The 23,158-nt window shown below is 45.8% G+C and carries 15 protein-coding genes; 2 read left to right on the forward strand and 13 right to left on the reverse strand.

The window, feature by feature from the left end; genetic code table 11:
- Positions 1-108: 108 nt before the first annotated feature.
- From OO778_RS03150 to hemL, 13 genes are all read right to left on the reverse strand, one after another.
- Positions 109-2,517, reverse strand: coding sequence for a N,N'-diacetylchitobiose phosphorylase (locus OO778_RS03150; RefSeq protein ID WP_074191766.1), 2,409 nt, complete (start codon positions 2,515-2,517; stop codon positions 109-111).
- Positions 2,518-2,601: 84 nt separating this feature from the next.
- Positions 2,602-4,521: a family 20 glycosylhydrolase gene (locus OO778_RS03155; RefSeq protein WP_264910673.1), complete on the reverse strand. Its 1,920-nt coding sequence runs from the start codon at positions 4,519-4,521 to the stop codon at positions 2,602-2,604.
- 8 nt (positions 4,522-4,529) lie between these two features.
- Positions 4,530-5,420, reverse strand: coding sequence for an N-acetylglucosamine kinase (locus OO778_RS03160; RefSeq protein ID WP_074191764.1), 891 nt, complete (start codon positions 5,418-5,420; stop codon positions 4,530-4,532).
- A 2-nt stretch (positions 5,421-5,422) separates the two neighbouring features.
- Positions 5,423-7,162: a glycoside hydrolase family 9 protein gene (locus tag OO778_RS03165; RefSeq protein WP_074191763.1), complete on the reverse strand. Its 1,740-nt coding sequence runs from the start codon at positions 7,160-7,162 to the stop codon at positions 5,423-5,425.
- A 62-nt stretch (positions 7,163-7,224) separates the two neighbouring features.
- Entirely contained in the window at positions 7,225-8,220 is a 996-nt protein-coding gene (locus OO778_RS03170; RefSeq protein WP_005394711.1) for an ABC transporter ATP-binding protein, read from the reverse strand.
- A 48-nt stretch (positions 8,221-8,268) separates the two neighbouring features.
- Entirely contained in the window at positions 8,269-9,252 is a 984-nt protein-coding gene (locus OO778_RS03175; RefSeq protein ID WP_005394709.1) for an ABC transporter ATP-binding protein, read from the reverse strand.
- Positions 9,253-9,254: 2 nt separating this feature from the next.
- Entirely contained in the window at positions 9,255-10,280 is a 1,026-nt protein-coding gene (locus OO778_RS03180; protein WP_005394707.1) for an ABC transporter permease, read from the reverse strand.
- A gap of 2 nt (positions 10,281-10,282) precedes the next feature.
- Entirely contained in the window at positions 10,283-11,269 is a 987-nt protein-coding gene (locus OO778_RS03185; protein ID WP_005394705.1) for an ABC transporter permease, read from the reverse strand.
- 170 nt (positions 11,270-11,439) lie between these two features.
- A complete protein-coding gene (locus OO778_RS03190; protein ID WP_005394703.1) occupies positions 11,440-13,122 on the reverse strand; it encodes an ABC transporter substrate-binding protein in 1,683 nt (560 codons plus the stop codon).
- Between the two features lie 777 nt (positions 13,123-13,899).
- Entirely contained in the window at positions 13,900-17,286 is a 3,387-nt protein-coding gene (locus OO778_RS03195) for a response regulator (protein ID WP_264910674.1), read from the reverse strand.
- 226 nt (positions 17,287-17,512) lie between these two features.
- The gene (gene rsmC / locus OO778_RS03200) at positions 17,513-18,538 is read right to left on the reverse strand and encodes a 16S rRNA (guanine(1207)-N(2))-methyltransferase RsmC (protein ID WP_085342663.1); all 1,026 of its coding nucleotides are present in this window, start codon (positions 18,536-18,538) and stop codon (positions 17,513-17,515) included.
- Between the two features lie 75 nt (positions 18,539-18,613).
- Positions 18,614-19,699 carry an AI-2E family transporter gene (locus OO778_RS03205; RefSeq protein ID WP_006743285.1) on the reverse strand — a complete coding sequence of 362 codons (1,086 nt, stop codon included), beginning with the start codon at positions 19,697-19,699 and terminating at the stop codon, positions 18,614-18,616.
- A 346-nt stretch (positions 19,700-20,045) separates the two neighbouring features.
- Positions 20,046-21,341 (reverse strand): glutamate-1-semialdehyde 2,1-aminomutase, encoded by a 1,296-nt coding sequence (gene hemL, locus OO778_RS03210; protein WP_012841437.1) that lies wholly within the window; start codon positions 21,339-21,341, stop codon positions 20,046-20,048.
- A gap of 246 nt (positions 21,342-21,587) precedes the next feature.
- On the opposite strand from hemL, the gene erpA reads away from it, so the two are divergent.
- Both erpA and OO778_RS03220 read left to right on the forward strand, forming a co-directional pair.
- Positions 21,588-21,929 (forward strand): iron-sulfur cluster insertion protein ErpA, encoded by a 342-nt coding sequence (gene erpA, locus OO778_RS03215; RefSeq protein ID WP_005380031.1) that lies wholly within the window; start codon positions 21,588-21,590, stop codon positions 21,927-21,929.
- A gap of 105 nt (positions 21,930-22,034) precedes the next feature.
- On the forward strand, positions 22,035-23,153 hold the full coding sequence (locus tag OO778_RS03220) for an efflux RND transporter periplasmic adaptor subunit (protein ID WP_046875055.1): 1,119 nt from the start codon (positions 22,035-22,037) through the stop codon (positions 23,151-23,153).
- Positions 23,154-23,158 lie beyond the last annotated feature (5 nt).

Consider the following 23,158-nt stretch of genomic DNA (forward strand, 5'->3'; position numbering starts at 1 on the left):
AGAGCGGCATCCCACCGCCTCTTAAATCTTTGCTAGCGAACCGATGCACTCATCAAACTCAGTGCATCGGATAAATCAAAAGGGGAGAAGAACTCCCCTAAAAGATGATTAACCTAGAGTAACGATAACTTCGTTTACTGAACCTTCCGCTTGAACTGGTACAGATGCACCACTTACAGCTTCACCGTTTACGGTAATCGACTTAACGCCTTTGCTCACTGAATCAGGGTTAACCACTTTGATGTTGTACGTTGCACCTAGCCATTGACGAGTCACTTCGAAACCAGGCCAGTTAGTTGGGATACATGGGTCGATAGTTAGACCATCGAAGCCTGTACGTACACCAAGGATAAAGTTGGTAACAGCGAAGTAAGCCCAGCCAGATGTACCTGTTAACCATGGGTGGTTTGCACGACCGTGGTCTTGGTGGTCACGACCCATAATGAACTGCACGTAGGAGTACGGTTCTGCGATACGTTTTTCGATGATGTCGTTTTGGTTGTATGGGTTGAGTGCATCGTAGAACTTCATCGCACGGTCACCGCGCCCCAATTTTGCTTCAGCAACCCAAGCCCATGGGTTTGGATGTGAGAAGATCGCACCGTTTTCTTTTACGCCTTGGTAAACGCGCGTTACAAAGCCGATATCATCATTTGGTGTTGCGAATGATGGTGAGTTCAGATGTAGGCCGTATTCAGAGAATAGATTCTCGTCGACTGCGTCCATTGCCTTTTCACCGCGCTCTTGAGATACCGCACCAGACAGCACCGCAAGAGTGTTTGACTCAAGGTGTACACGGCCTTCTTTTTGTTGCGCTGTGCCAATCTTGTCGCCGTTTTTCGTTAGACCACGGATATACCAGCCGCCTTCTTCGTCCCAAAGGTGTGTTTCACACGCTTCACGCACGTTTGCTGCCATCTCGGTGTATTTCTCAACGTCAGCTTCTTTGCCTAGGTATTTTGCAAGGTCGATGAACTCTTGTAGCGCCCAGAAGTGTAGGAAAGACACCATTGAAGACTCGCCGCCACCTAGGTTTAGACAGTCGTTCCAGTCGGCACGTAGACCTTTACAGATGCCCGTTTGACCCACGTATTCAGCTGAGAAGTCTAGCGCAGCTTTCATGTGGTCATACACGGTTGCATCACCGCCATCCGCGTAAGGAATCACTTCGTCGAAGAAGCTGTGCTCACCGGTTTCCATCACGTATTTACAGATGGTTGGTACTAGCCATAGGTGATCATCAGAGCAAGTGTCTTCAATACCGTGGATCTTATCTTCATCGGACGGAGTAGGAACAACCGTTGGAGACTTAGATGGTTTAACATCTGCTTTTTCAGGATCGAACCAATCAGGATCGAATAGGTGTAGGCCGTACCCCGCTTTTACTTGACCACGCAGTAGATCAACGATGCGTTTACGAGTCATTTTCGGGTTCGCGTGAGGAACGGAAATTGCGTCTTGCGCCGTATCGCGGTAACCAAGACCAGTACGACCACCCACTTCGATGAACGAAGCAAAGCGAGACCAAACCACACATGTTTCTGCTTGGTATAGCGTCCAAGCATTGATCATGGTGTCTAGGCCTTCGTTTGGCGATTTCACTTGGAACTTGCCACAACGCTCATCCCAGTGTGCTTTGATGCCAGCAAATGCATTGTCGACTTCTGCAAGGTCTTGGTACTTAGCACGTAGACGCTCACCGTTGCCTTTACCTATACCTAGAATGTAAGCAAAACGAACTTCTTCACCCGGTTGGATAGTGAATTGCTTGTGCAGAGAGCCACAGTGGTTGTAACACGTTTGCGCTGTGTTGAAACACTTACCTTGTTCTACCGCTAGCGGGTTTGCTTCGTCACGGTATAGGCCAAGGAAGCTGTCACGTTGACCGTCGTACGAATCTGGGTCAAACGTTGAAGCTAGGTAGTAGAAACCTTCGAAATCGTTCGTGTTGTAGTACAGGTCGTACTCAATCACGCCTTCGTTGTATGACGTACCAGCAGAGTACAGAGACATCTGATGGTTCTGGTTATCAGATTGAATGTGGCTGAATGAGAACTCAACAAATGAGAATGCGCTGATCGTACGTGGTTTGTCAGAGGTGTTCTTGATGACCACATCCCAAATTTCCGCGTCTTCGCCTTTTGGTACAAAGAGCGTTTTGGTTGCGCTAATGCCGCTGTATTCACATTTGAACTTAGAGTACGACAAACCATGACGAACTTCGTAGTTCGCTTCGTCTAGGCTTTTGGCGACTGGTTGCCAAGAGATTGACCAGTAATCACCCGTCTCATCATCACGTAGGTAAACGTAGTGTCCTGGGCGATCGAATGTCGCGTTTGGACGGAATTTAGTAACACGGTTGTATTCTGGAGAGTTGTAGAACGAGTAGCCACCCGCGTTGTGCGAGATAACGGTACAGAATTTTTCTGTACCTAGGTAGTTGGTCCAAGGAGCAGGTACATCAGGGCGAGTAATGACGTATTCGCGATTCTCGTTATCGAAATAGCCGTATTTCATTTGTGTCTTTCCTTTTTACTAAGCTGCATCTGCAGCCAAAATTTAAAAACTCTTCAAGCGTGATGTTTCGACATCAGTTTTGTATTACTTCCACGGTTTACGGTAATTCACTCCCTGCAAATCAAGCAGAGGTAGATGGCCTTTCAAACGTGATAAATAGTCGGTCCAATCTCGGTGTTGTTTGTCTGTCCAGCATGCTTCTGCCATTGCGGTTGAGCGCGGGAAGACCATGTAGTCCATACGAGACTGGTTGTTAATGATTTCGCACCACAATGCTGTTTGAATGCCCCAAATGCGTTTACGTATTGGATCGTCGGCTGGCACTTCAGCGAGTGGTTCATAGTTGTAAGCTTTTTCTAGCGGCAACGGGTTAGCCCAATCCACGCCCGGTTCTTCTGGTGCGTAGTCTTGGGTCATATCTAGGTAGGTGGTTTGTGCTGGTTGTAGCACCACATCGAAACCTTGGCGTGCGCAGTTCAACGCCGCCTCTTCGCTTAACCACGAATAGATCACTGTATCTTTACTGACTTTGTCGCCGTGTTGAGCTTCTTCCCAGCCCAGCATGCGTTTGCCCAATTTACGAAGTTTGTCTTCGGCATAACGCAAGAAGTGTCCTTGCAAATCTTTGTAGTCGCTGTAACCCAGTTGTTCCATTAGTGCTTGGCATGCTGGGCTTTTTGACCATACGCCGTTAGGTACTTCATCTGCACCGATATGAACATAAGGCGCAGGGAACAGCGCGGAGACTTCTTCCAACACTTTGTCGATAAACTCATAACTTCCCGGAAGAGCAGGGTTAATGACGTTGTCGTTGTAATGCTGAATACTGCGGTATTCGGTGGTATCTTCTGCTTCTACCAATAGGTGTGGTAACGACTTGATGGCAGCTCGGCAGTGGCCTGGTACATCGATTTCTGGAATAACCGTGATGCCTCGTTTCGAAGCAAAGGCAATCACGTCTTTGATGTCTTCGTGAGTGTAAAAACCGCCGTAACGCTCAGCAAGGTGCGTGTACTGTGGCTCATTGGTTTCATCCAACCCACGCCATGCGCCAATATCGGTTAGCTGAGGCAATGATTTGATCTCAATTCGCCAACCTTCATCATCGGTAAGGTGCCAATGGAACGTATTGAACTTGTAGTGAGCCAACTGGTTGATCAAACGTTTGACTTGCTCAACGGAGTGAAAATGGCGTGCACAATCTAGCATCATACCGCGGTAACGAAAACGTGGTCGGTCTTTGATTGAACAGCAAACCACTTCCATGGAATTCGGTTGATCGCCAACTTTGATCAGTTGCAATAACGTTGCACAAGCATGGGTAAAACCAGACGAAGAGCCTGCTTCAATTTTGATCGACTCTTCTGCTACCTTCAGCTTGTAAGCGCCTTCATCCAAGGTTGGGTTGCCTTTGAAGATGATCTGACTGCCATTGTCTGATGCGAACTCAAATTGATGAATGCGCTTAAGCTCTTCAAGTAACCACTCTTTAGCTGAATTGGCTAGGTTTGAATAAACCGCAACGCCAGCTTGATGATTAAAGCTAAAGCAGTGATCGCTGACTTCTATATGGTTTGGTTTTGGCAATAAAGGCTGCGCATGCGTCAAGCTGGAAGGGATCTCACTACGTTCACGGTACGGTGAAGCCAATACGATCGGCGTGACATCGACTTGAGCTCGCTGAAGGTTGCCGTTGACTTCAAAGTTGACCAAGGCTTCATTGAATCCATCAGAATAGTAACGGAATGGGTTCGAACCAATACTGAACTCGCAGTAAAAATGATGGTTAGCTGCCAGCACCAACCCTTCTGGTTTGAGGGTGCAGTAGCTGCCAATTTGCTTGAGTTGACCATTCGAAATACTATCCGGCAGAATGTAGCGATCAAAAGCAAAAATCAGGCTCCAATTATGGAGATCTTGATCGCTCAAGTTATGGAAAGTCAGTCCGAAACGGCAGTTTTGCTTTTGTTCTGATAGGACGACGAGATCAACACGATATTCCATACTTACTCCTACGCCGCATTGAGCGAGTAAAGGTTATGTTCAGGTTTACCTGCAAACATAATTGCGCCTTCAATCGCGTCAAACTGTGGTTCAACAACCCATTGCTGAACGGGTGGCGAAAGCCAACGTAAAATACGTTCAGCAATGCTGCCCATTAAACAAATACGCGTTGCGCCGCGCTTGTTTAATGCCACGAGAAACATTTCTATATCAGCTGCAGTTTGCTTCAGCATCTCAATTGCCAGTGCATCACCTTGTTCTGCATGTTGGAAAATTGCAGGAGAAAACTGCCCATAATCACGAGGAAGCGCTTGTTTAGACCAAGCCACCACGTTATCAACGTCATTTTCGAAATGTGCCATGACGTGTTGTGCTAGAGGCGTTTTCTCTCTGATACCATCTTCTGCTAACAACACTTGTTGAACTAGGCGAAGCCCCATCACTGCGCCGCCACCTTGATCCGAAATCGGGAATTCACGACCACCGACAACGTGCTGCTCCAATCCTTTAAGGTAGATGCCACAAGAGCCCGTTCCTGCGATCATGATTGCGCCATCTTCGCCATTGTGTGCACCAACGCACGCGCCGTAAGCATCAGTATTAAGAGTCATACTGGCAAACGGATGAGGAAGAGACATAAAGGCTTGCCAAGATGCTTTGTGCTCAGCACCTGCAAGGGCTAAGCCGACATGCATCGATGTAAAATCTTGTTGTGTCAGGCCACCTTGCTCGGCAGCCGAAGTGATGGATTCAAGAATCGAAGCCATTGCAACTTCAGCACCTAGCATGATGTTGGCGCTGCCGCTTTTGGCCTCGCCAAGAAAATTACCTTGTGAATCTTTAATCCTGGCTCGACATGACGTGCCGCCACCATCGATACCGACAAAATACATCCCCATGATTATTGTTCCTTAATATTTTTAGAGGTTGCCAACTGAGAAATATGCTGAGCTTGACTCATTATCGCGAGTAAGTACCAAGCGCCATGCGGGATCCATTGTTCACCCCAGCGCCAGTTTTGTAACATGTCGTCTTTTTGTGCTGGTGGGTTAAATGCGATGTCTTCCTCGTCTTCAAACCCGCCAGTGATTCCGTTACACACACCGCCTTTAGCATTGAAGAAACCATATTGAGGAAGGTAATCAGGGTTGTTACGACCGTGGCCGTCAAGCATGCACATGTCGTATGGATTTAAGCCTACAATCCAGTTCAATGCATCTTGAGCAAACACGGAAAGTTGTTGCTGTATTTCTTGCGATGCTATATGCGGTTGAGCAAGATACGCCATGGTCGCGAGTGAGCCCAATCGAGCATTCTCGCCTTGCCACCAATAGCCGGATTCATTGTTGTGTGCGACAAAAAATGCATCGCGTTTTGACTCATTTACGCCTTTAACATACTGGCGAGGGTAACCGAATGGGTTGGTCACTTTATTCGATATATTGATCTCAAACTCGCACGCTCGGTTAACAATGCGTTTTACCGATTCTATCTGTACGGAGTCGTCTTCAATTGCTAGGTATTCGCACAGGGCAATAACGGGTAGACCTGCTTCGGCAGCGTGAAAGTATGGACGACTGCCGTCTTGGTTTGCTGACCAAAAGTGTTGAATCTGTTCGTCGCTCATTTGGCGGGCAACTAAGCGTTGTGCCCACAAACGGCTCTCTTCCAAGTAGCGAGTTTCTTTGGTGGCTTTAAACAGTTCTACACTAGCTAGTAGCGCACAGTATTCGTCGATAATGTTTTCTTCACCATCATTGAGGTACTGCGTATTGTGCTCTTTTAAGTGCCAGTAACCATTTTCAGCAGCGTTGCGGTATTTCTGTTGATCGTATTCGCCGTGAACTCCTAAACGCGACGCCGCGGCCAGCGCTGCGATGGCGACACCGCCACCTTGTCGAAAGCCTGCTTGGTAGTCGTCAAATTTGTGACCAAGTTGCGTTTCGTAGGCACAAATTTCTCGTTGCGCGGTATCTTTGCTCCACTTATCAAAGACCGTCATGTAGAAGAAGCCTTTTTCGTTTTGCATACGAACAAGGAAGTCTGCACCGAACAGGACTTCTTCAATAAGACGTGTACGTGTGAAGGCTGCAATGTCTTCGCTTCCTTCAAGCAATGAAAGCCCTTTTAGGATGTTCCAAACCACCATTGGGGTTTGTTGAGGGTTCAAATAATTAGCGTATGAAAGATGACTTAAATATTTGCTAACGTCGCCAGATGCGTCGTACCAGCCTCCGTGTACATCAACCGTTTGGTTGGCGTTGAGCACTGGAACTTGTCGATCTTGTTGATCGAAAATTCCACCACAACGTTGTGATTTGAAGTAGTGGATCACATCCGACAAAGTTCGATCCAACAGAATATGTTCGCCAATGGTGAAAGAGGAAGAGCGCGTATCTTCCACTTGCAGGAAATAGTCGCCTGAATCTGTGAAAGGTGAAAAGTCGATGAGGTAGAAATAGCCCTGATGCCAGTTCGCCACTTTACCCTGTTCTTCAACCGCAAAAGTTGCCACGGTTTGCTCGGTAGTGGCACAAATCAATTGGGCAGTGTAAGAAGACAAGTGTGGTTGTTCGGTCTGGACAATGGCTTTCTTTGGGCCCAGATGTTCATAACCAATGTGGTTAGTCAGTAGCAGCATTCAATGTCTCCGGGAAACGATAAAACAGGAATGGGTCAGGCTGAACCTGACCCTCGTTATAATTAATCTTCAAATAAGTAACAGCGAACAAAGTGGTTCTCAGAAAGCTGAGTGACGCCCGGTAGTCTTTCGCGACATTTATCGGTTGCGTGTACGCAGCGTCCTGCAAATGGGCAGCCGACTGAATCCGGTGTCCAAAGTGGGATTTCCCCTTTGTTGCCTTTCAGCTTCTCGTGGATAGACTTCGATGGATCAGGCACAGCAGATACCAACAGTTGCGTATATGGATGTTGAGGATCGTGAATGATTTCTTCAGTATCGCCCCATTCAACCATGTGACCTACGTACATAACCGCGAGATCTTCAGCAATGTAACGCGCCGTTGCGATGTCGTGAGTGATGTAAAGCAGAGACATTTGTTTCTCGAACTTCATCTCTTCCATCAAGTTAAGAACACCAGCACGAATTGACACGTCCAGCATTGATGTTGGCTCATCTGCCAATACCACTTCTGCACCTACAGCGATGTTACGAGCTAGGTTTACACGTTGACGCTGACCGCCAGATAGCTGGTGCGGGAACTTTTGCGCCGTTTCTTTTGGTGGAATAAGACCAACTTGTTCAAGTAGGTCGTACACACGTTCTTCCAGTTCCTTTTTGTTGCCTGGTGCAATCTTTTTATGGATCAGCAACGGGCGAGCAATGTGATGAAAGATATTGTGTGTAGGGTTTAGTGAGCCAAATGGGTCCTGCCATACCATTTGTACGCCTTCACGGTATGTCATCAAGTCATGCCGAGAGGTAATATCTTGGATATCACGACCTCTGTATTCGATCACCCCCTCTGTAGGGGCGTACATTTTAGCTATCATTTTAGCGGTAGTAGATTTACCAGAGCCTGATTCACCTACTACTGACAAACCGCGGCTCTTGTACATCTTGAATGACACGTCGTTGATCGCGCGCATTTTTGACTGCTTGATTGAGTTACTATTTAAAGGGAAGTCCTTAACGACATGTTTACCCTCAATCAGCAGTTCGCCGAGTTGTTTGCTCATAATTCTCTCCAGTGTAATTTTGTTCTTAGCTAGCGTTATTTTTTGTTGTTAAACCTTAGCTTGAGCAATCGTGTCGCCGTATAAGTGGCAATTTGAAAAACGACCAGGTTCAATTTGACGCAGCTGAGTTGGTACTCGTGTACAAGCTTCGTGGACGCGGTCGCAGCGGGCTTGGAAGCGGCAGCCTTGAGGAATCTCTAATAGGTTCAAAGGGTTGCCTGGAATACCAGTTAATTTGGTTTTAGGACCAGTTAGTGGAGGGAAAGAGCTACCCAAACCTTTAGTGTAAGGGTGGTAAGGACTTTCCAGAATTTGCTTAGAAGGGGCGACTTCAATTAACTCACCGGAGTACATAATGCCGATTCGATCCGAGAACTCGACCATGAGTGACAAGTCGTGGGTAATGAAAAGGATCGAGAAGCCGAACTCTTCTTTTAGTGCATAGATCTTTTGTAGGATTTCACGCTGAACCACAACATCGAGTGCCGTCGTTGGCTCATCCATGATGATCATTTTTGGATTGAGAGCCAGAGCAATCGCAATGACTAAGCGCTGGCGCATACCACCAGAAAATTGGTGTGGGTAGTCATTCAAGCGGCTTGGATGAATATCAACGATTTCCAACAATCCTTCGGCGCGCTTTTTCGCTTGTTCACGTGTCATGTTGGTGTGGCGCATGATGACATCGCAAAACTGCTCTTCCATCGTAAGCACCGGATTTAATGCGTTCATTGCACTTTGGAACACCATCGACATCTCGCTCCAGCGGAATGATTGCATACGTTCATCGCTGTACTTAATGATGTCTTCACCGTTGAAGATGACCTCACCACCAGTGATGAATGCTGGCGGCTTATGAAGACGCATGAGCGAGAAAGCAACTGTGGATTTACCACAGCCAGATTCACCTGCCAGGCCAAAGACTTCACCTGGCGCAATGTCAAAGCTAACGTTGTTACAGGCGCGGACATCGCCCGCATCTGTGATGTAATCTACGCATAGGTTACGGATAGAAATTAGTGGTGCAGTCATGATTATTTATCTCCGCTCCATAGTGCATTTTGTGGTGCCATTTCAGGCGCGCGCTCTTTCTTGTCTTTCTCTGCCAGTTTCTTCCAGCGTTTCATGCCTTTGTGAGAACGAAGCTGTGGGTTAGCAATTTCATCAACGGCAAAGTTAAGTAGAGCAAGACCAGTCACCAAAAGAGTTAAGGCGATACAAGGTGCTAATACTTCCCACCATGCGCCAATCAACATTGCTGATGAGGTTTGCACGTTGTAAAGCATGATGCCCCAACTGATGGTGTTGGCATCGCCTAGGCCCAAGAACGAGATTACAGCCTCAGTATTGATAGCGAGCATTACTGAGCCGATGAAGCTTGCACCGACAATCGGGATTAGGTTTGGTAAAATTTCAACGAAGATGATGCGGAATGAAGACTCGCCCAATACTTCAGCGGCTTTCACAAACTCTTTCTCGCGCAGAGCCATGGTTTGAGAACGGACAACACGTGCGCCCCACGCCCAAGAGGTACCAGCGATAATCAAGGCAATGGTGAGTGGACCTGCTTCGCCAATAAAGGCTGCCAGTACAAAGAGCAATGGGTATTGAGGGATTACCAGCATGATGTTCATCGCTGCACTCAATATGTCATCCACTTTGCCGCCGAAGTAACCTGCCGAGATACCAATGACCGTTGCTAGGAAACATACGATGATGCCAGCACCAAAGCCGACACCTAGCGATACGCGAGCACCGTAAGCCACTTGTGACCAAATATCACGACCCATACGTGAAGTTCCCAGAACGTGATCAGCCTTTTTCGACATAATCAGCGTACGACGATCATCTGCTAGATTTTTAGCTACCCAGCCATCAGGATTATTTTGCGCTTGTTTTACGACAAAGCTAGGGTATTCGTGTGGATTACCGGTTCGCTTGTCTGGCGCATGTTTCGTAAGTAAAGGAGCGGCGATCGCAACGAATACGAATACGGTAACAATACCAAGACCGATTCGAGCGAATGAGTTACCTAAAATAAGTTTGAATAGTTCTTTCATGATTATTTGCCTCCCGTACGTAGGCGAGGGTCTAGAATCATGTACAGCATGTCAGCCATTAAGTTGAAGCACAGCATGAACATCGTCATGATAATTAACTGACCTTGAAGTACTTGGTAGTCACGAGCGTGAATTGCGTTAAGTAGCACGGTGCCTAAACCTGGGTAGTTGAAAATCATCTCGATGATCAATTGACCACCAATGGCCATACCCAAAGACATAGATAGCGCGGTTACACTTGGAAGTAGCGCGTTACGTGCGGCGTAATTGAAGACGACACGGTTCTCGCTCAGCCCTTTGCCTTTCGCCATCGTGATGTAGTCTTCGGCGAGAAGGTTGATCATGTTGTTACGCATATTGACGAGGAAGCCGCCGATCTGAACGATGGTTGCACAGAATAGAGGGAGTACTGCGTGGTAACCCACGTTTTTGATGAACTCCCAGCTTGACCAATCAGGGATAGTACCTGGCGTGTAAGCATAGCCAGATGGGAACCATTTTAGGCCAATCGCAAAGGTAAACAGCGCTAACATTGCGATAACCATCTGTGGGATAGCTTGAATGATCAATGTACCAGGCGTTACGAATGCATCGTACTTACTACCACGCTTCCAAGCGGCAAAAATACCGAGTACAGAAGCGATTGAGAAAGAAAGTACAACCGCAGTACCAGCTAGGAAGAGAGACCAGCCAAATGCACTACCTAGTAAAGAGTTAACTGAAAGAGGGTAGAACTGGATTGATGTCCCTAGCTCCCAACTTAGAATGTTTTTAATGTACGAAAAGTACTGAATGTAAATCGGCCCATCAACGAAACCGAGCAGTTCTTTCATTGCTGCGATTCGTTCTGGCGTCACCTGTACAGAAGCGTTAGCAAACATCATGGTAACTGGGTCACCAGGCATTGCTCGCGGAATAATAAAGTTTAACGTCGCTGCAACTAAGAGCGCGACAAGATAGAACGACAAACGTCTTAAAAAATAACCCATAACTCACACCTTACTCACCCAGATTTTTTCCCTGTTTCTGGTTTCAGGTCGCTCCTAGCGAAATTTAGAGCGAAAAATCCCCTGACGACGAGCGCCACATATTGGTTTCGTTAACAAGGGATTTTTATAGGCGGCACACGGGATGTATGCCGCTTGAAATGAACTTCTACTTATTTAACTGGTTTTAGGTCCAGTACGTGAAGTAGACGCTCTGGGATACCAGCCCAAATGTTTGGACGGCCCTTAGGATTTTCTTCGTTCCACCAACCAGTGAAGCGAGTTGTGTTGTATTGATACATGTACGCGCCAGATAGCACAGGAATGGTTACTTGGTCCTGAGCAATGATCTTCTGGATACCATGAGCGATTTCTAGCTGCTCTTGCTTATCAGCGGTTTTGTAGAAGCTGTTAAGAAGACCGTCTAACTTATCGTTCTTGTAGAAGTGCATTGCAAAGCGAGGCATACCGTCACCAGACTGTAGCTTCGAGTTGTAGCCGCTGTCCCAGTACAAGTGTGGATCCGCACCGTGGAAGTAGTTGGTGTAAGCAACGTCGTATGTACCTTCTAGCATTGCCTGGTTGTATACCGAGAAATCTGGAGTACGAGCACGTGCTTTAATGCCTACTTCTGCTAGTTGCTCAACAGCTAGTTGTACAGTGTTGTTAAAGTCAGTCCAACCGTTTGGCGATTGAATGAGAAGCTCGAAAGACTTGCCTGATGGTGTATCAACAAAGCCATCTTTGTTTACATCTTTGAAGCCTGCTTTAGCAAGAAGCTTTTTCGCACCTTCGGCGTTGTATGTGTTGTAACCTTTGTACTTGTTGTGCGTCTCTTCGTCAGACCAAGCTTCGAATGCGTAGCCTAGACCTGAAGCGAAGTCATTTACTGTACCGCCACCGTAGAATGCAATGTCGATAATCGTTTGACGGTCTAGCGCCATAGAGAACGCACGACGGAAGTCAACGTTAGTAAGTGCTTCGTTTTTCGCCGCGTCTGGGTTTTTGAAGTTCACTACAAACGCTTGAGTACCCGCTGGTGGGTACCAGTAGTGGTGATTCGGACTTGCTGCAGCGTAAGTGCGGTCGATGTCTGGTACGAATGAAGACGTCCAGTCCATTTCGCCGTTAACGATTTTGCCCAAGAATTGGTCGTTGTTAGCGATTTGTGGCACTCGTAGACAGTCTACATCTAGGTTATCAGCATCCCAGTAATTCGGGTTCTCACACTGAATGTATAGTTGCGGTGTAAAAGTGTCGATTTCGGTAAATGGACCACTACCTACAGGATTTTCGTTTGTGAATGTTGCTGGATCTTTCACTTTGCTCCATACGTGCTTAGGTACAACTGGTACTTTCGCAATTTCGTAAGGAACGTTTGAGTTTGCTTCGCTTAGACGGAATTTAACTTTGTAGTCGTTAACTTTCTCTACGCCAGTAACCCAAGAGTTGATACCAGATTGGTCTAGCTCTGGTTTCTCTTTAACTAGGTTGAAAGAATAAACTACGTCATCAGCGGTAAACGCTTTGCCGTCAGACCATTTTACGCCCTTACGAATATCGAAGGTCACGCTCATTAGGTCATCAGCCATGGTAAAGTTTTCTGCTAGACGAAATACTGGCGTGTTACCGTGCATTTCGTTAAAAACAACGAGCGGCTCGTAAATAAAGTCGGTTGTTGTGTGCAGGTTAGTTGCACCCAAGAAAGGGTTAAAGTTACGAACGAAAGTTGTAAACTCTTTAGGGTGGATAGTCAGTTCACTGCGTTCAGCCGCAGTAGCTACCGATGCAAAACCTGTAGTAGCCGTTGCAATAATTGCTGTTGCTAGTGCTGTTTTTTTAATATTGGCAAGCATAGCTGTTCCTTACTATTTGCTTTCATTTCACTAAATGGAATTGAATGTCATCAATTGATAAACACTCTCCAAGACCTACCTCTTGTTTATGCATTACTCATTACAACATTGAGTTTCGCCAAGAGTGGCCTGTAGGCCTTAGGCAGGAGTAAGAAAACACCTTATCCATAAAATAATCAAACTCGATTCTCGTTAAAAACGTTAAAATATCGTCACTCTCCGTTATAAACGTTATTTTGGCTAATTTTGACTAGAGATAGACCAAAAAATAAACGTTGATATGCGTCGAAGTTTATATCCTTGTTAATAATAAGTGTTAGTAATTGCTAACCCATAATCTATTTAAAATAAAAGCCTTCTGATTCTATTTCAGGTTCGGAGATCTCGCTCACATGCAGAAAATGTGTTAATTAATTAGCTAAAAATTAATCTGCCGTTCTGTTGTGATTGAGTTCGCAATCTCTGTCAATTGTTGGTTAAAAACCGTTTGTTATCTGAAAAATAGCCTCTTTTATCGACAGTTTTCTTTCGTTTATTGCCCTTTTTTTATTGTGAAAATGAAGTGTTTTGTTCGCTCGAGTCAACCTAATTTGGGCAGGTTAGAGCGATAGAAGCGTATGTTTGGAATGCCTACCATGGACAACTTTGTTCAGAGGCTTATTCGGCATTTTAATGTGGTAACGGTAGAGAGTCGCTGTATTGTTCGTCTTTAGAGAAAGAGAAGGCTTGGATAATAAAAAGCCCAGCGTATGCGCTGGGCTAGTTTTTTGATAGGTATTAGCTGGTCAACAGTCGCTGTAGTTTATCTCGTTGAGCTTCGATGTACGCACGCTCAGGACTCTGTTCTTTACAGTGTTCAAGGATGAATTCTATCGAGCTCAATACCGTTCTCCAACGTGGCGTTTTTGGCAGCGTTTCTATACGCATGTATTTATCCAAAGTGCGTGTTTGCAGAGTGCTACGGTCAAGATAAACGCGCCATAAGCCACTTTGTTCGGCAAATGCGAATTTACTTTCACCAGTGACTGACTCCCAATACTCTAAGGCATGTGTCATTGCGTCGACCAGAATTTCTCGCATTAGCTCTTGTTTGTCTTTTTTGTTACCAAGCGCTTTGTCTGCAAGGCGTGTAAACTCTCCACCGAGTTCTTTCAGCTTCTGCAGCTGGTCTTTATCGCCATCAAAAGCATAACTTGAAAGCACCTCTACTGCGGTTTCTAGGTTGTGTATGCGAGCGGCATTGGCTCCTCCGCCAACATTAAAGATATACATGACATCTAAGCCTGAGCCTTCAGGTAGTTTAAGAATGTCTGCTTCGATGTTTTGACGAATATCTTCAATATAGATATCAATCTTGCCACAGTAATGAGGTTGTTTGACGGTCAGATACTTAGGTGCAATCAACTCATCGGCAGATGAACGTTTTAATTGTTCTAAGTTACGCTTGAATAGCTTGCAAGCAGCTTCATTAGCAAACCGGATACGTTTATCTTCACGCAAACAGATAATCGCTTCAGGAGCCGATTCCAGTTGTTCCAACAATCGCCCTTGAGTTTCTAATAAGCTTGCCTCTACAGCCGCTCGTTGGCGAAGTTCAGATTCAAGTATCTTATTCTCCATGTGGCGCATTTCAGCTTGGCTTGCCGTTAAGTGCGCTTGGATGCGCGCAGCTAGCTCTTGTTTATTGAATGGCTTAGATAAATAGTCGTTGGCTCCTGCTTCAAAGCCTCTTACACGATCTTCTGTTTGACTAAGCGCGGTGAGCATAATGATAGGTAGCTCGGCATGGTCATAAGTTTCACGTAATTCACTGCAGACTTGATAGCCGCTCATGCCTGGCATCATGATATCCAATAATAGGAGTTCCGGTTTTTCCTGCTCAACGAGTGCTAATGTTTCTGGTCCATCAGAGACGGTACGTACGCGATAGCCCTCTAAACGTAAGAAGCTCTCAAGCACACGCAGGTTTACTGGCTCATCGTCAGCGACATACAGTAACGGGCCGTCTGGATTCTCTGGCAGTGATAAGTCTTCATTGTTCTCTACATCGATTTCAGGAATCTGGAAGTGTCCGTGCGCAGCAAGGGTTTGAGTTTTTTGGATCTCTTCTTCACTGGCAAGTGGTAACGTGAAACTGAAGGTGGTGCCGACCATAGGCTGGCTGCTGACGTATAACGAGCCACCCATCAACTCAATCAATTGACGGCTAATCGAAAGCCCGAGCCCCGCACCTTGACGATAGCGACTTGCGTCTTGTCCTGCTTGGATAAGTGGTTCGAAAATATGTTCAAGATGTTCTGCGGGAATACCTTGCCCAGTATCCACAACTTGCACACGAACATGATCATCAACCACATTGGCGGAGATAACGATTTTACCTTCAGAGGTGTACTTAATCGCATTACCGATCAGGTTATATAACACTTGTTCAAGGCGTTGAGGATCGGCAGACACCGCTTTCAAATCCGCTGGTACTTGGTTGATGATACGGATGGTTTTATTTCCGAGTAAATGACTGGACAGCTCTAGTACCAGTCGCGTTGCACTGGCTAAACTCACCGCTGACTTCTGGATATCCATGCTTCCGTAACGCATTTTATGATAATCCAATAAGTCATCAACAAGGTTTGCGAGACGTTGCCCACTTTTAATGATGATATCAAGCTGATATTTTTGGCTAGCAGGGATAGCACCGTTAGCGCCGGACGCTAAAGTCTCAGCGATTCCGACCATGCCGTGCAATGGTGTGCGGAGTTCATGAGAAGTGGTGGCTAAGAACTCATCTTTAAGTTTGTCGGCCAATTGCAGTTCATCATTTTGTTTTTGAATGATCTGGATGTTGCTCTCGAGCTCTTCATTTTGCTTCTTAATGGTTTGAATTTTCTCTCGAATAGAGCGTTGCATTCGTTCAAAACTCAGCGCAAGACGGCCAATTTCATCTTTGCGAACCGTATTAAAGGTGGTGTCATCAAGATCTCCGGCAGACACTTTTTCGGCAGCCCAAGTTAACTTCAGCAACGGAGAAGTTATAAAGTTTGATAAATAATGGGAAGCGATTACCACTAGAATGATGGCGATCAGCATGGCGATAACAAACAGTTTTTCTAGTTGATGAATACGAGCGAAAGCTTCGTTTTCTGGTAATTGCACGACGAGTGCCCAAATAACACCACGTGTTTCAATCGGTGCATAAGCAGCGATGATCTCTTCACCTAAACCGTTCGTGTAAGTGCCGACGCCAAATGCACCAGAGAGTGCTTTATCGATCACTTCTAAGCTGTTCTTGATGTCATCTTGTTTGGTGTTAATTGTGCGAGGTTGGTGATCATTTCCAACCAGTAAGGTGTTAATGGATGACCCTCTGTTGGCGTCTGCGGCTAACTTCGTGATGCCATTATTTGGTAAGCGGAACATAGCATAGCTGTGTAGGTAGCCTTGCTGAACAATTGGAGCACCTAACCAAGCGACTTGTTTACCACCTTCCAGTTCGAAATCAGACACAATCACAGGGGTGTAGTCTTCATTCACCTTACGGCGTTCAGTGACGTCATCAGCTAGACGCTTGAAGGTTTTGCCAAGTGCTGAGTCTTTGTAGGGGCCTGATAATAAGTTTGTTCCGTAGTTATCGTCTTTGTTGATCGAGTAGGTGACATTACCGTTGATATCGACCAGCAAAATATCATTAAAATCAGAGCGCTTGAGGAGCTCCAAGTAGGCCCAGTGGTAACGTTTATGTAAGAGTCGGTAACGTTCACTTCCGACATAGTTGGAAGACTCGGGTAACGTTGACGTTTTGATTTGATCTCCGCTGCCTTCAATGTAGCGTTGTTGGGCATTTTTACGAGATTCTTCAATGTCATTGCCTAAACGACTAAAAGCATTGACGAGACCGTAGAATCGACCACCACTGGCGTAAGCCAGTTCAGAGCGCACAAAGCCCATGACTTCGGTTTCCCGCGCCTCAAAGTAGTCGATAATTTGCTGTTGTTTTGTATCTCGAACAGACAACAAGTGTGAGGTGCTTTGTTCTTGCAGATCTTTACTGTGGGACTGTAGGAAAAAGATCGCAGTAATAGTAAGAGGTGTGATACTGAGCACCAGAAATGCGGTCATCAGTGTACTCTGAAGGCGCTTAAATTTCTGTTTTTTGTAGAATTTAAACATGGATAAGATTACAACTCATAAAGGGCAGTTCTAAAATGTACTTCGCTGCCGAGGTTCTCGTTAAAAACGGATAAGAAGTTCAACTAGATAGAATTAACAAAATTAACGAGTTTTTTTTCTTTGACAAGAAAGTTAGTTGTAAAGCGTGCAGGGTGACGCAGTTTTTCTTATGAGTGTTGAGTTTTTGAGAAAAAATCGCGCAGGTTTGTACCTGCGCGAGGGAAGATTATGACTTTTTCGCGTAGTAGATAGAAAACTTATTGGTCTTATTTAGCGTCTCGCAATTATTAAACGCTCGCTCAATAATTGGTGGATATTTTAAGAAGCTATTCGCGACAATGATCATTTCACCATGGTTATCGAGATACTTTGGAGCCTGACCCAATAGTGTTTCTGCTGCGTTGTAGTTCGTATCTAAACCACTGTGGAAAGGTGGGTTACTGATGATAAAACGATAATCGTCGGCAGTGTCTGAGTAAATATCAGAGGCGAATACATGGCCGGTTAATCCATTGGCTTTTAGTGTGGCTTGACTCGATGTGATGGCATACGCGTTAATGTCACACATCTCAATCGCAATTTCTGGATTGGCTTTTGCCATGAAAGCACCTAACACCCCAGCACCACACCCAAAGTCGAGGACTTTACCTGATAGAGTAGGTAAGGTTTCGAGTAATAGGCGGCTACCTAAATCGAATTCGCCATGACTGAATACTCCAGGCAAGCTCTTAACAGTCAGTGATTGCTCACCAAGTGTGACCGTATAGGTTTTAAACCAGTCTGCTTGATTGAACGGCTTTGGTTCATTGAGGCAAGTGCCCCAGTAAAATGAACAGCGACGAGCGGAATCGTATTTATTGACCGGGCCATACTCTTTGAACATCTTCTCGATGCTTTTAACACCTGAGCGGTTTTCGCCAACCACTACAATTTCAGTGTTCACGCCTAGTTTCGCCATCAACATCGCCAGAAGGTATTCGGCTTCGGCTTTGGCTTTAGGCCAGTACAAAAGCACCATGTCTGCTTGTGTCTCAGTATTAAACTCAGAACCAAAATGGCTTTTAACCTTGTGATGAGTGCGAATTTGACGGTAGAAGCTGTAGTTTGAAGTGAAGACTTCCACAGATTCACAGTGTTTGGTCAGTTCAAGTGGAAAGAGATCTTCGACTTCACCTGCAACTAAAACATGTTTTCCGTTGAAGTACTCGAGCTGACGCTGAGCGATTTGGCTAGGAGCGATATAAGCAGACATAAATTGGGTTCATCAGAAATAATTGGGGCAGATTTTCGCACAATCTGCCCCAAGCTTGAAGTGATTAAGCTGTGACTAGCTGTTGTCTTGCTGGTTGAGGAAGTCTTTGAATTCTTCTTCGTAGATATTAAACAGTACCATTGTCACGGCAAAAATCAGTGGACCGTAAATCAGGCCGATCAATCCAAATAAATGCAGACCACCCAGTAACGAGAAGAAAATCATTAAGGTGTTCATGCCTGCGCTGCCTTGCATTAGCAGCGGACGCAACAGGTTATCAATAGAACCAACGACGACCACACTCCACACCGTCAAGAAGATAGCCCAAGTCATATCGCCTGTTAAGAACAAGTAGGCCGCTGCAGGAATCCAGATTAGTGCGGTTCCGACCACTGGAATGAATGATGCAAAGCCCATCATCGTTCCCCAAAATAACCCAGGGAAGCCAGCGAGCCACATACCGATACCGCCAGCCAGACCCTGAGCAATAGCCGTTAGGAATGAGCCCATCACGGCTGATTTAGAAACCTGCTCTATCTCTGTCAATATACGGTCTTCCTGGCTACGTGAGAGTGGCAGAATATGACGAATCGCAGAGATAATTTTGTCGTGATCACGAAGTAGAAAAAACAGCACAAACAGCATGAGGAAGAAGTTCATTAGGAAGTTGGTGGCGTCTCCTAAAATCTTTGCGCTGATAGCAACTAAGTTAGAGCCAAACGATGTAGCAAATTGACCAATTTTCTCAGCAATGGCTTTGGGCTCGATTTTATCGAAAGGTAAGTACTCATTAACTATAGCTAAACCTTTGATAACAAAAGGGTGTTGAAATATATCTTGGATGCCGCCATTAGTGACCCAGTTGTACGTATTTTGTGAAAAAACAGAGCCTTGTTGAACAATGGCTGCAAACACAAATAGCAGTGGGATAACGATAATAAACGTCAAGACGACACATGACAGCAGTGCGGCCATATTGGGGTGCTTGGGAATTTTTCGCTCAAACCATTCGTGTACCGGAAACATGAGCAAAGAAATGATAAAAGCCATCACAATGGAATTGATGTATGGCTCAACCAATAAGTAGCAAGCAAAAGCAGCGGCGAGCAAAGCGACCATTAGCACTCGGTGACTCGACGTTATTTTTACATTATTTGGCATGAGATTAGTCCAACTTACAGGTGACGTTTACGGTTTGCGCCTTCAAAGGTGGCGTTGAACCTTTATTACTTTGCACTCTTAACTCTTTCAAGCTTATGACAATGCCGAATTAGAGCAGAGCAATATACCTTGTTATAATGACCACAAATCAGTCGGTTATCAATCAAGAGATGAACTATGGGTTGTTGCAACGGTGATAAAAAGTGTCAAACCGAGAAAAAAGCCAAACGAATACCGTGGTTTGGCATTGTTATTGGTGTTTTAGCAGTATTGGTTATATTGAATTGGCAATAAAAAAGGACCGTGATGGTCCTTTTTTAAATTAGTTATCGCAGCTTTTAAGCGATTATTTTGCTTCTTCTGCAAGAGTTGCAAAACAGCGGTCAGCCGCTTCTAGCGTGGCATCGATTTCTTTAGAACCGTGAGCAAGGGAAGTAAAGCTCGCTTCGAACGCTGAAGGCGCTAGGTAGACACCGTGTTTGAGCATTAAGTGGAAGAAGCGCTTGAAGCGTTCCACATCGCACTTCGTTACGTCTTCGTAGCAAGTCACTTTTTCTTGGTCAGTGAAGAAGAAGCCGAACATGCCGCCCACTTGGTTCACAACCAGAGGAATACCGTGTTTCTCTGCTAGAGACTTAAAGCCATCTGCTAGTTGTTTGGTTTTTGAAGCTAGGCGCTTTTCGTTGCCTTCTTCTTTTAGAAGGTTCAAACATGCATAGCCTGCAGCCATTGCGACAGGGTTGCCAGAAAGCGTACCCGCTTGGTAAACCGGACCCGTTGGCGCAACGTATTGCATTACTTCTTTACGACCACCGAAAGCACCCACTGGCATACCACCACCGATCACTTTACCCAGTGTCGTTAGGTCTGGCTTGATGTTGTAGTGCGCTTGTGCGCCACCAAGTGCCACACGGAAGCCTGTCATAACTTCATCAAAAATTAGTAGCGCGCCTTCTTGATCACAGATTTCACGTAGACCTTCGTGGAAGCCTTCCACTGGTGGAATACAGTTCATGTTGCCTGCAACTGGCTCAACGATGATACAAGCGATTTCGCCTTTGTTAGCAGCGAATAGCTCGCGTACAGAATCTAGGTCGTTGAATGTTGCTGTTAGTGTGTGCTTAGCAAAATCTGCAGGAACGCCAGGAGAGCTTGGTTGACCAAGGGTCAATGCGCCAGAGCCCGCTTTGACTAGCAAGCTGTCAGCGTGGCCGTGGTAACAACCTTCAAACTTCATGATCTTGTCGCGACCAGTGAAGCCACGTGCAAGGCGAATCGCGCTCATAGTCGCTTCGGTACCAGAACTTACCATGCGGATTTGCTCCATTGATGGAACAAGTTCAGAAACTAACTCTGCCATCGCGATTTCAAGTTCTGTTGGCGCACCGAAGCTGAGGCCACGTTGCGCTGCGTCAATGACGGCTTCGCGGATAACCGCGTGGTTGTGGCCAAGAATCATTGGACCCCAAGAGCCAACGTAATCAATGTACGCTTTACCATCGGCATCAAAAATCAGTGGACCGTCTGCTCGTTCGATAAATAGCGGAGAGCCGCCAACGCCGTTGAATGCACGAACTGGTGAATTGACACCGCCAGGGATGGTTTGCTGAGCTTTTTGATACAGCTCTGATGATTTGGTCATGGGGTTATCCTCTTTTGATTGCTCGGACCAAGTGGAGCGCATTGTACCTAGCTATAATCAAGTTAGAAACGTTTTGCTTAATTTATGTGTTGTTTCGCAGTGTAATCTTATATATCCGCATCTGTTATAAAGAATCGGCGGTGAATACTTGAACGAGTTTGTCAGGTATTGGATAATCGTCTCAATTAGCACAAATTTGACGTCTTGCTTCAGGCTTGACGCATTACACGAGTGAGAGAGGTCTTCGTGAGCGAAGTAAACGTACCATTATCTTTTTCTGACGCAGCAGCATCTCGCGTTAAAGCATTGATTGCTGAAGAAGAAAACCCAGCATTGAAACTGCGCGTATACATTACTGGTGGCGGCTGTAGCGGCTTCCAATACGGCTTTACTTTTGATGAAAATGTAAACGAAGGCGATACGACAATCGTAAACAGTGGTGTAACACTGGTTGTAGACCCTATGAGTCTGCAATATCTCGTTGGCGGCATTGTTGACTACACAGAAGGGTTAGAAGGAGCGCGCTTCTTTGTAAACAACCCAAATGCAACGACAACATGTGGTTGTGGTGCATCGTTCAGTGTGTAATTAACACCAATCAGGCAGCCAGTGGCTGCCTGAACTTTACGTAGAAGGATGTCACGTAAAGTCGCTCTCGCAGAATATGCAGAGAAATAATAAAAAGGACTTTATATGTCTGGATCGTCTTTCGGACGTCGCATTGTCGAGCGCCCGTGGCTAGTATCTCTTATCCTCATATTGCTTCTTGTTGCATGGTTGGCAATCGGTCAACTGAAAGCACAAGATGATAATCTCAATTCTTCATCCTCTTCAACGAACACCACGCCACTTGCAAAGGTGATGTTCGACACCTTTATTGCTGAACCCACAAGTAAAACCATCGAACTGTATGGGCGGACTGCACCCAATCGTCAAGCGCGCCTTGGCGCTGAAGTCGCCGGTAAAATAGTCAGCCTCAATATAGAAAAAGGTCAAACAGTCAAGCAGGGGCAAGTGATCGCAAGCATCGACAAGCGCGATCTTGGTATTCAGCTCAAGCGGGCTCAGGCGATGCTGTTGGTTAAAGAGAAAGAGTTTAATGCAGCTAAATCGCTAAAAAGTCGCGGACTACAGGGCGAAGTTGCGTTTGCGACAGCACAAGCGGCATTGGTGGATGCTCGAGCGAATTTGAGCAACGTGCAAACGGCATTAAGAAATACCGAGGTGAAAGCACCATTCGATGGCATTGTTGATCACCACTTTGTTGAGTTAGGCGACTTTGTAGGGATTGGCGATCCTATTGCGACGGTCATTGATTTGGACACTTTGGTGATTGAAGCCGATGTCAGTGAGCGGCATATACAATACCTTAAGGAAGGCCTACAAGCCGATGTAAGAACCATTAACCAACAGCATTATCAAGGTCGGGTACGCTACATTGGGCGTGTTTCTTCTGCTTCTACTAACACCTTTCCAATTGAAATCGAAATTGATAACCAAGACGCAAGAATTCCGGCCGGTATGAGTGCTGAAGTACAGTTGCCGTTGAGTGAAGTGTTAGCGGTAAAGATTACGGCTGCAATGCTAGCACTCGATGAAGAAGGTAATTTAGGTGTTAAAACACTGCGTAATGAGCATGTGGAATTTGTTCCGATTCAGCTCGTTAAGGCCGAGGATGATGGTGTTTGGCTCTCTGGGTTAGGAGAGCGAGCCGATATTATCGTGCTGGGGCAAGGTTTTGTACGCGATGGCGATCAGGTACTGGCCAACAAAGTTGATGACGTAGTTGTTGAAGCGGCTAGTGAGCAGTAAGGAGC

The sequence above is a fragment of the Vibrio sp. STUT-A16 genome (assembly GCF_026000495.1).
GTDB lineage: Bacteria > Pseudomonadota > Gammaproteobacteria > Enterobacterales > Vibrionaceae > Vibrio > Vibrio diabolicus.

Bases quoted from the DNA above. Each gene is read 5' to 3' on its own strand.
- OO778_RS03150 (WP_074191766.1), bottom strand. From the start codon at position 2,517: ATGAAATACGGCTATTTCGATAACGAGAATCGCGAATACGTCATTACT.
- OO778_RS03155 (WP_264910673.1), bottom strand. From the start codon at position 4,521: ATGGAATATCGTGTTGATCTCGTCGTCCTATCAGAACAAAAGCAAAAC.
- OO778_RS03160 (WP_074191764.1), bottom strand. From the start codon at position 5,420: ATGGGGATGTATTTTGTCGGTATCGATGGTGGCGGCACGTCATGTCGA.
- OO778_RS03165 (WP_074191763.1), bottom strand. From the start codon at position 7,162: ATGCTGCTACTGACTAACCACATTGGTTATGAACATCTGGGCCCAAAG.
- OO778_RS03170 (WP_005394711.1), bottom strand. From the start codon at position 8,220: ATGAGCAAACAACTCGGCGAACTGCTGATTGAGGGTAAACATGTCGTT.
- OO778_RS03175 (WP_005394709.1), bottom strand. From the start codon at position 9,252: ATGACTGCACCACTAATTTCTATCCGTAACCTATGCGTAGATTACATC.
- OO778_RS03180 (WP_005394707.1), bottom strand. From the start codon at position 10,280: ATGAAAGAACTATTCAAACTTATTTTAGGTAACTCATTCGCTCGAATC.
- OO778_RS03185 (WP_005394705.1), bottom strand. From the start codon at position 11,269: ATGGGTTATTTTTTAAGACGTTTGTCGTTCTATCTTGTCGCGCTCTTA.
- OO778_RS03190 (WP_005394703.1), bottom strand. From the start codon at position 13,122: ATGCTTGCCAATATTAAAAAAACAGCACTAGCAACAGCAATTATTGCA.
- OO778_RS03195 (WP_264910674.1), bottom strand. From the start codon at position 17,286: ATGTTTAAATTCTACAAAAAACAGAAATTTAAGCGCCTTCAGAGTACA.
- rsmC (WP_085342663.1), bottom strand. From the start codon at position 18,538: ATGTCTGCTTATATCGCTCCTAGCCAAATCGCTCAGCGTCAGCTCGAG.
- OO778_RS03205 (WP_006743285.1), bottom strand. From the start codon at position 19,699: ATGCCAAATAATGTAAAAATAACGTCGAGTCACCGAGTGCTAATGGTC.
- hemL (WP_012841437.1), bottom strand. From the start codon at position 21,341: ATGACCAAATCATCAGAGCTGTATCAAAAAGCTCAGCAAACCATCCCT.
- OO778_RS03220 (WP_046875055.1), top strand. From the start codon at position 22,035: ATGTCTGGATCGTCTTTCGGACGTCGCATTGTCGAGCGCCCGTGGCTA.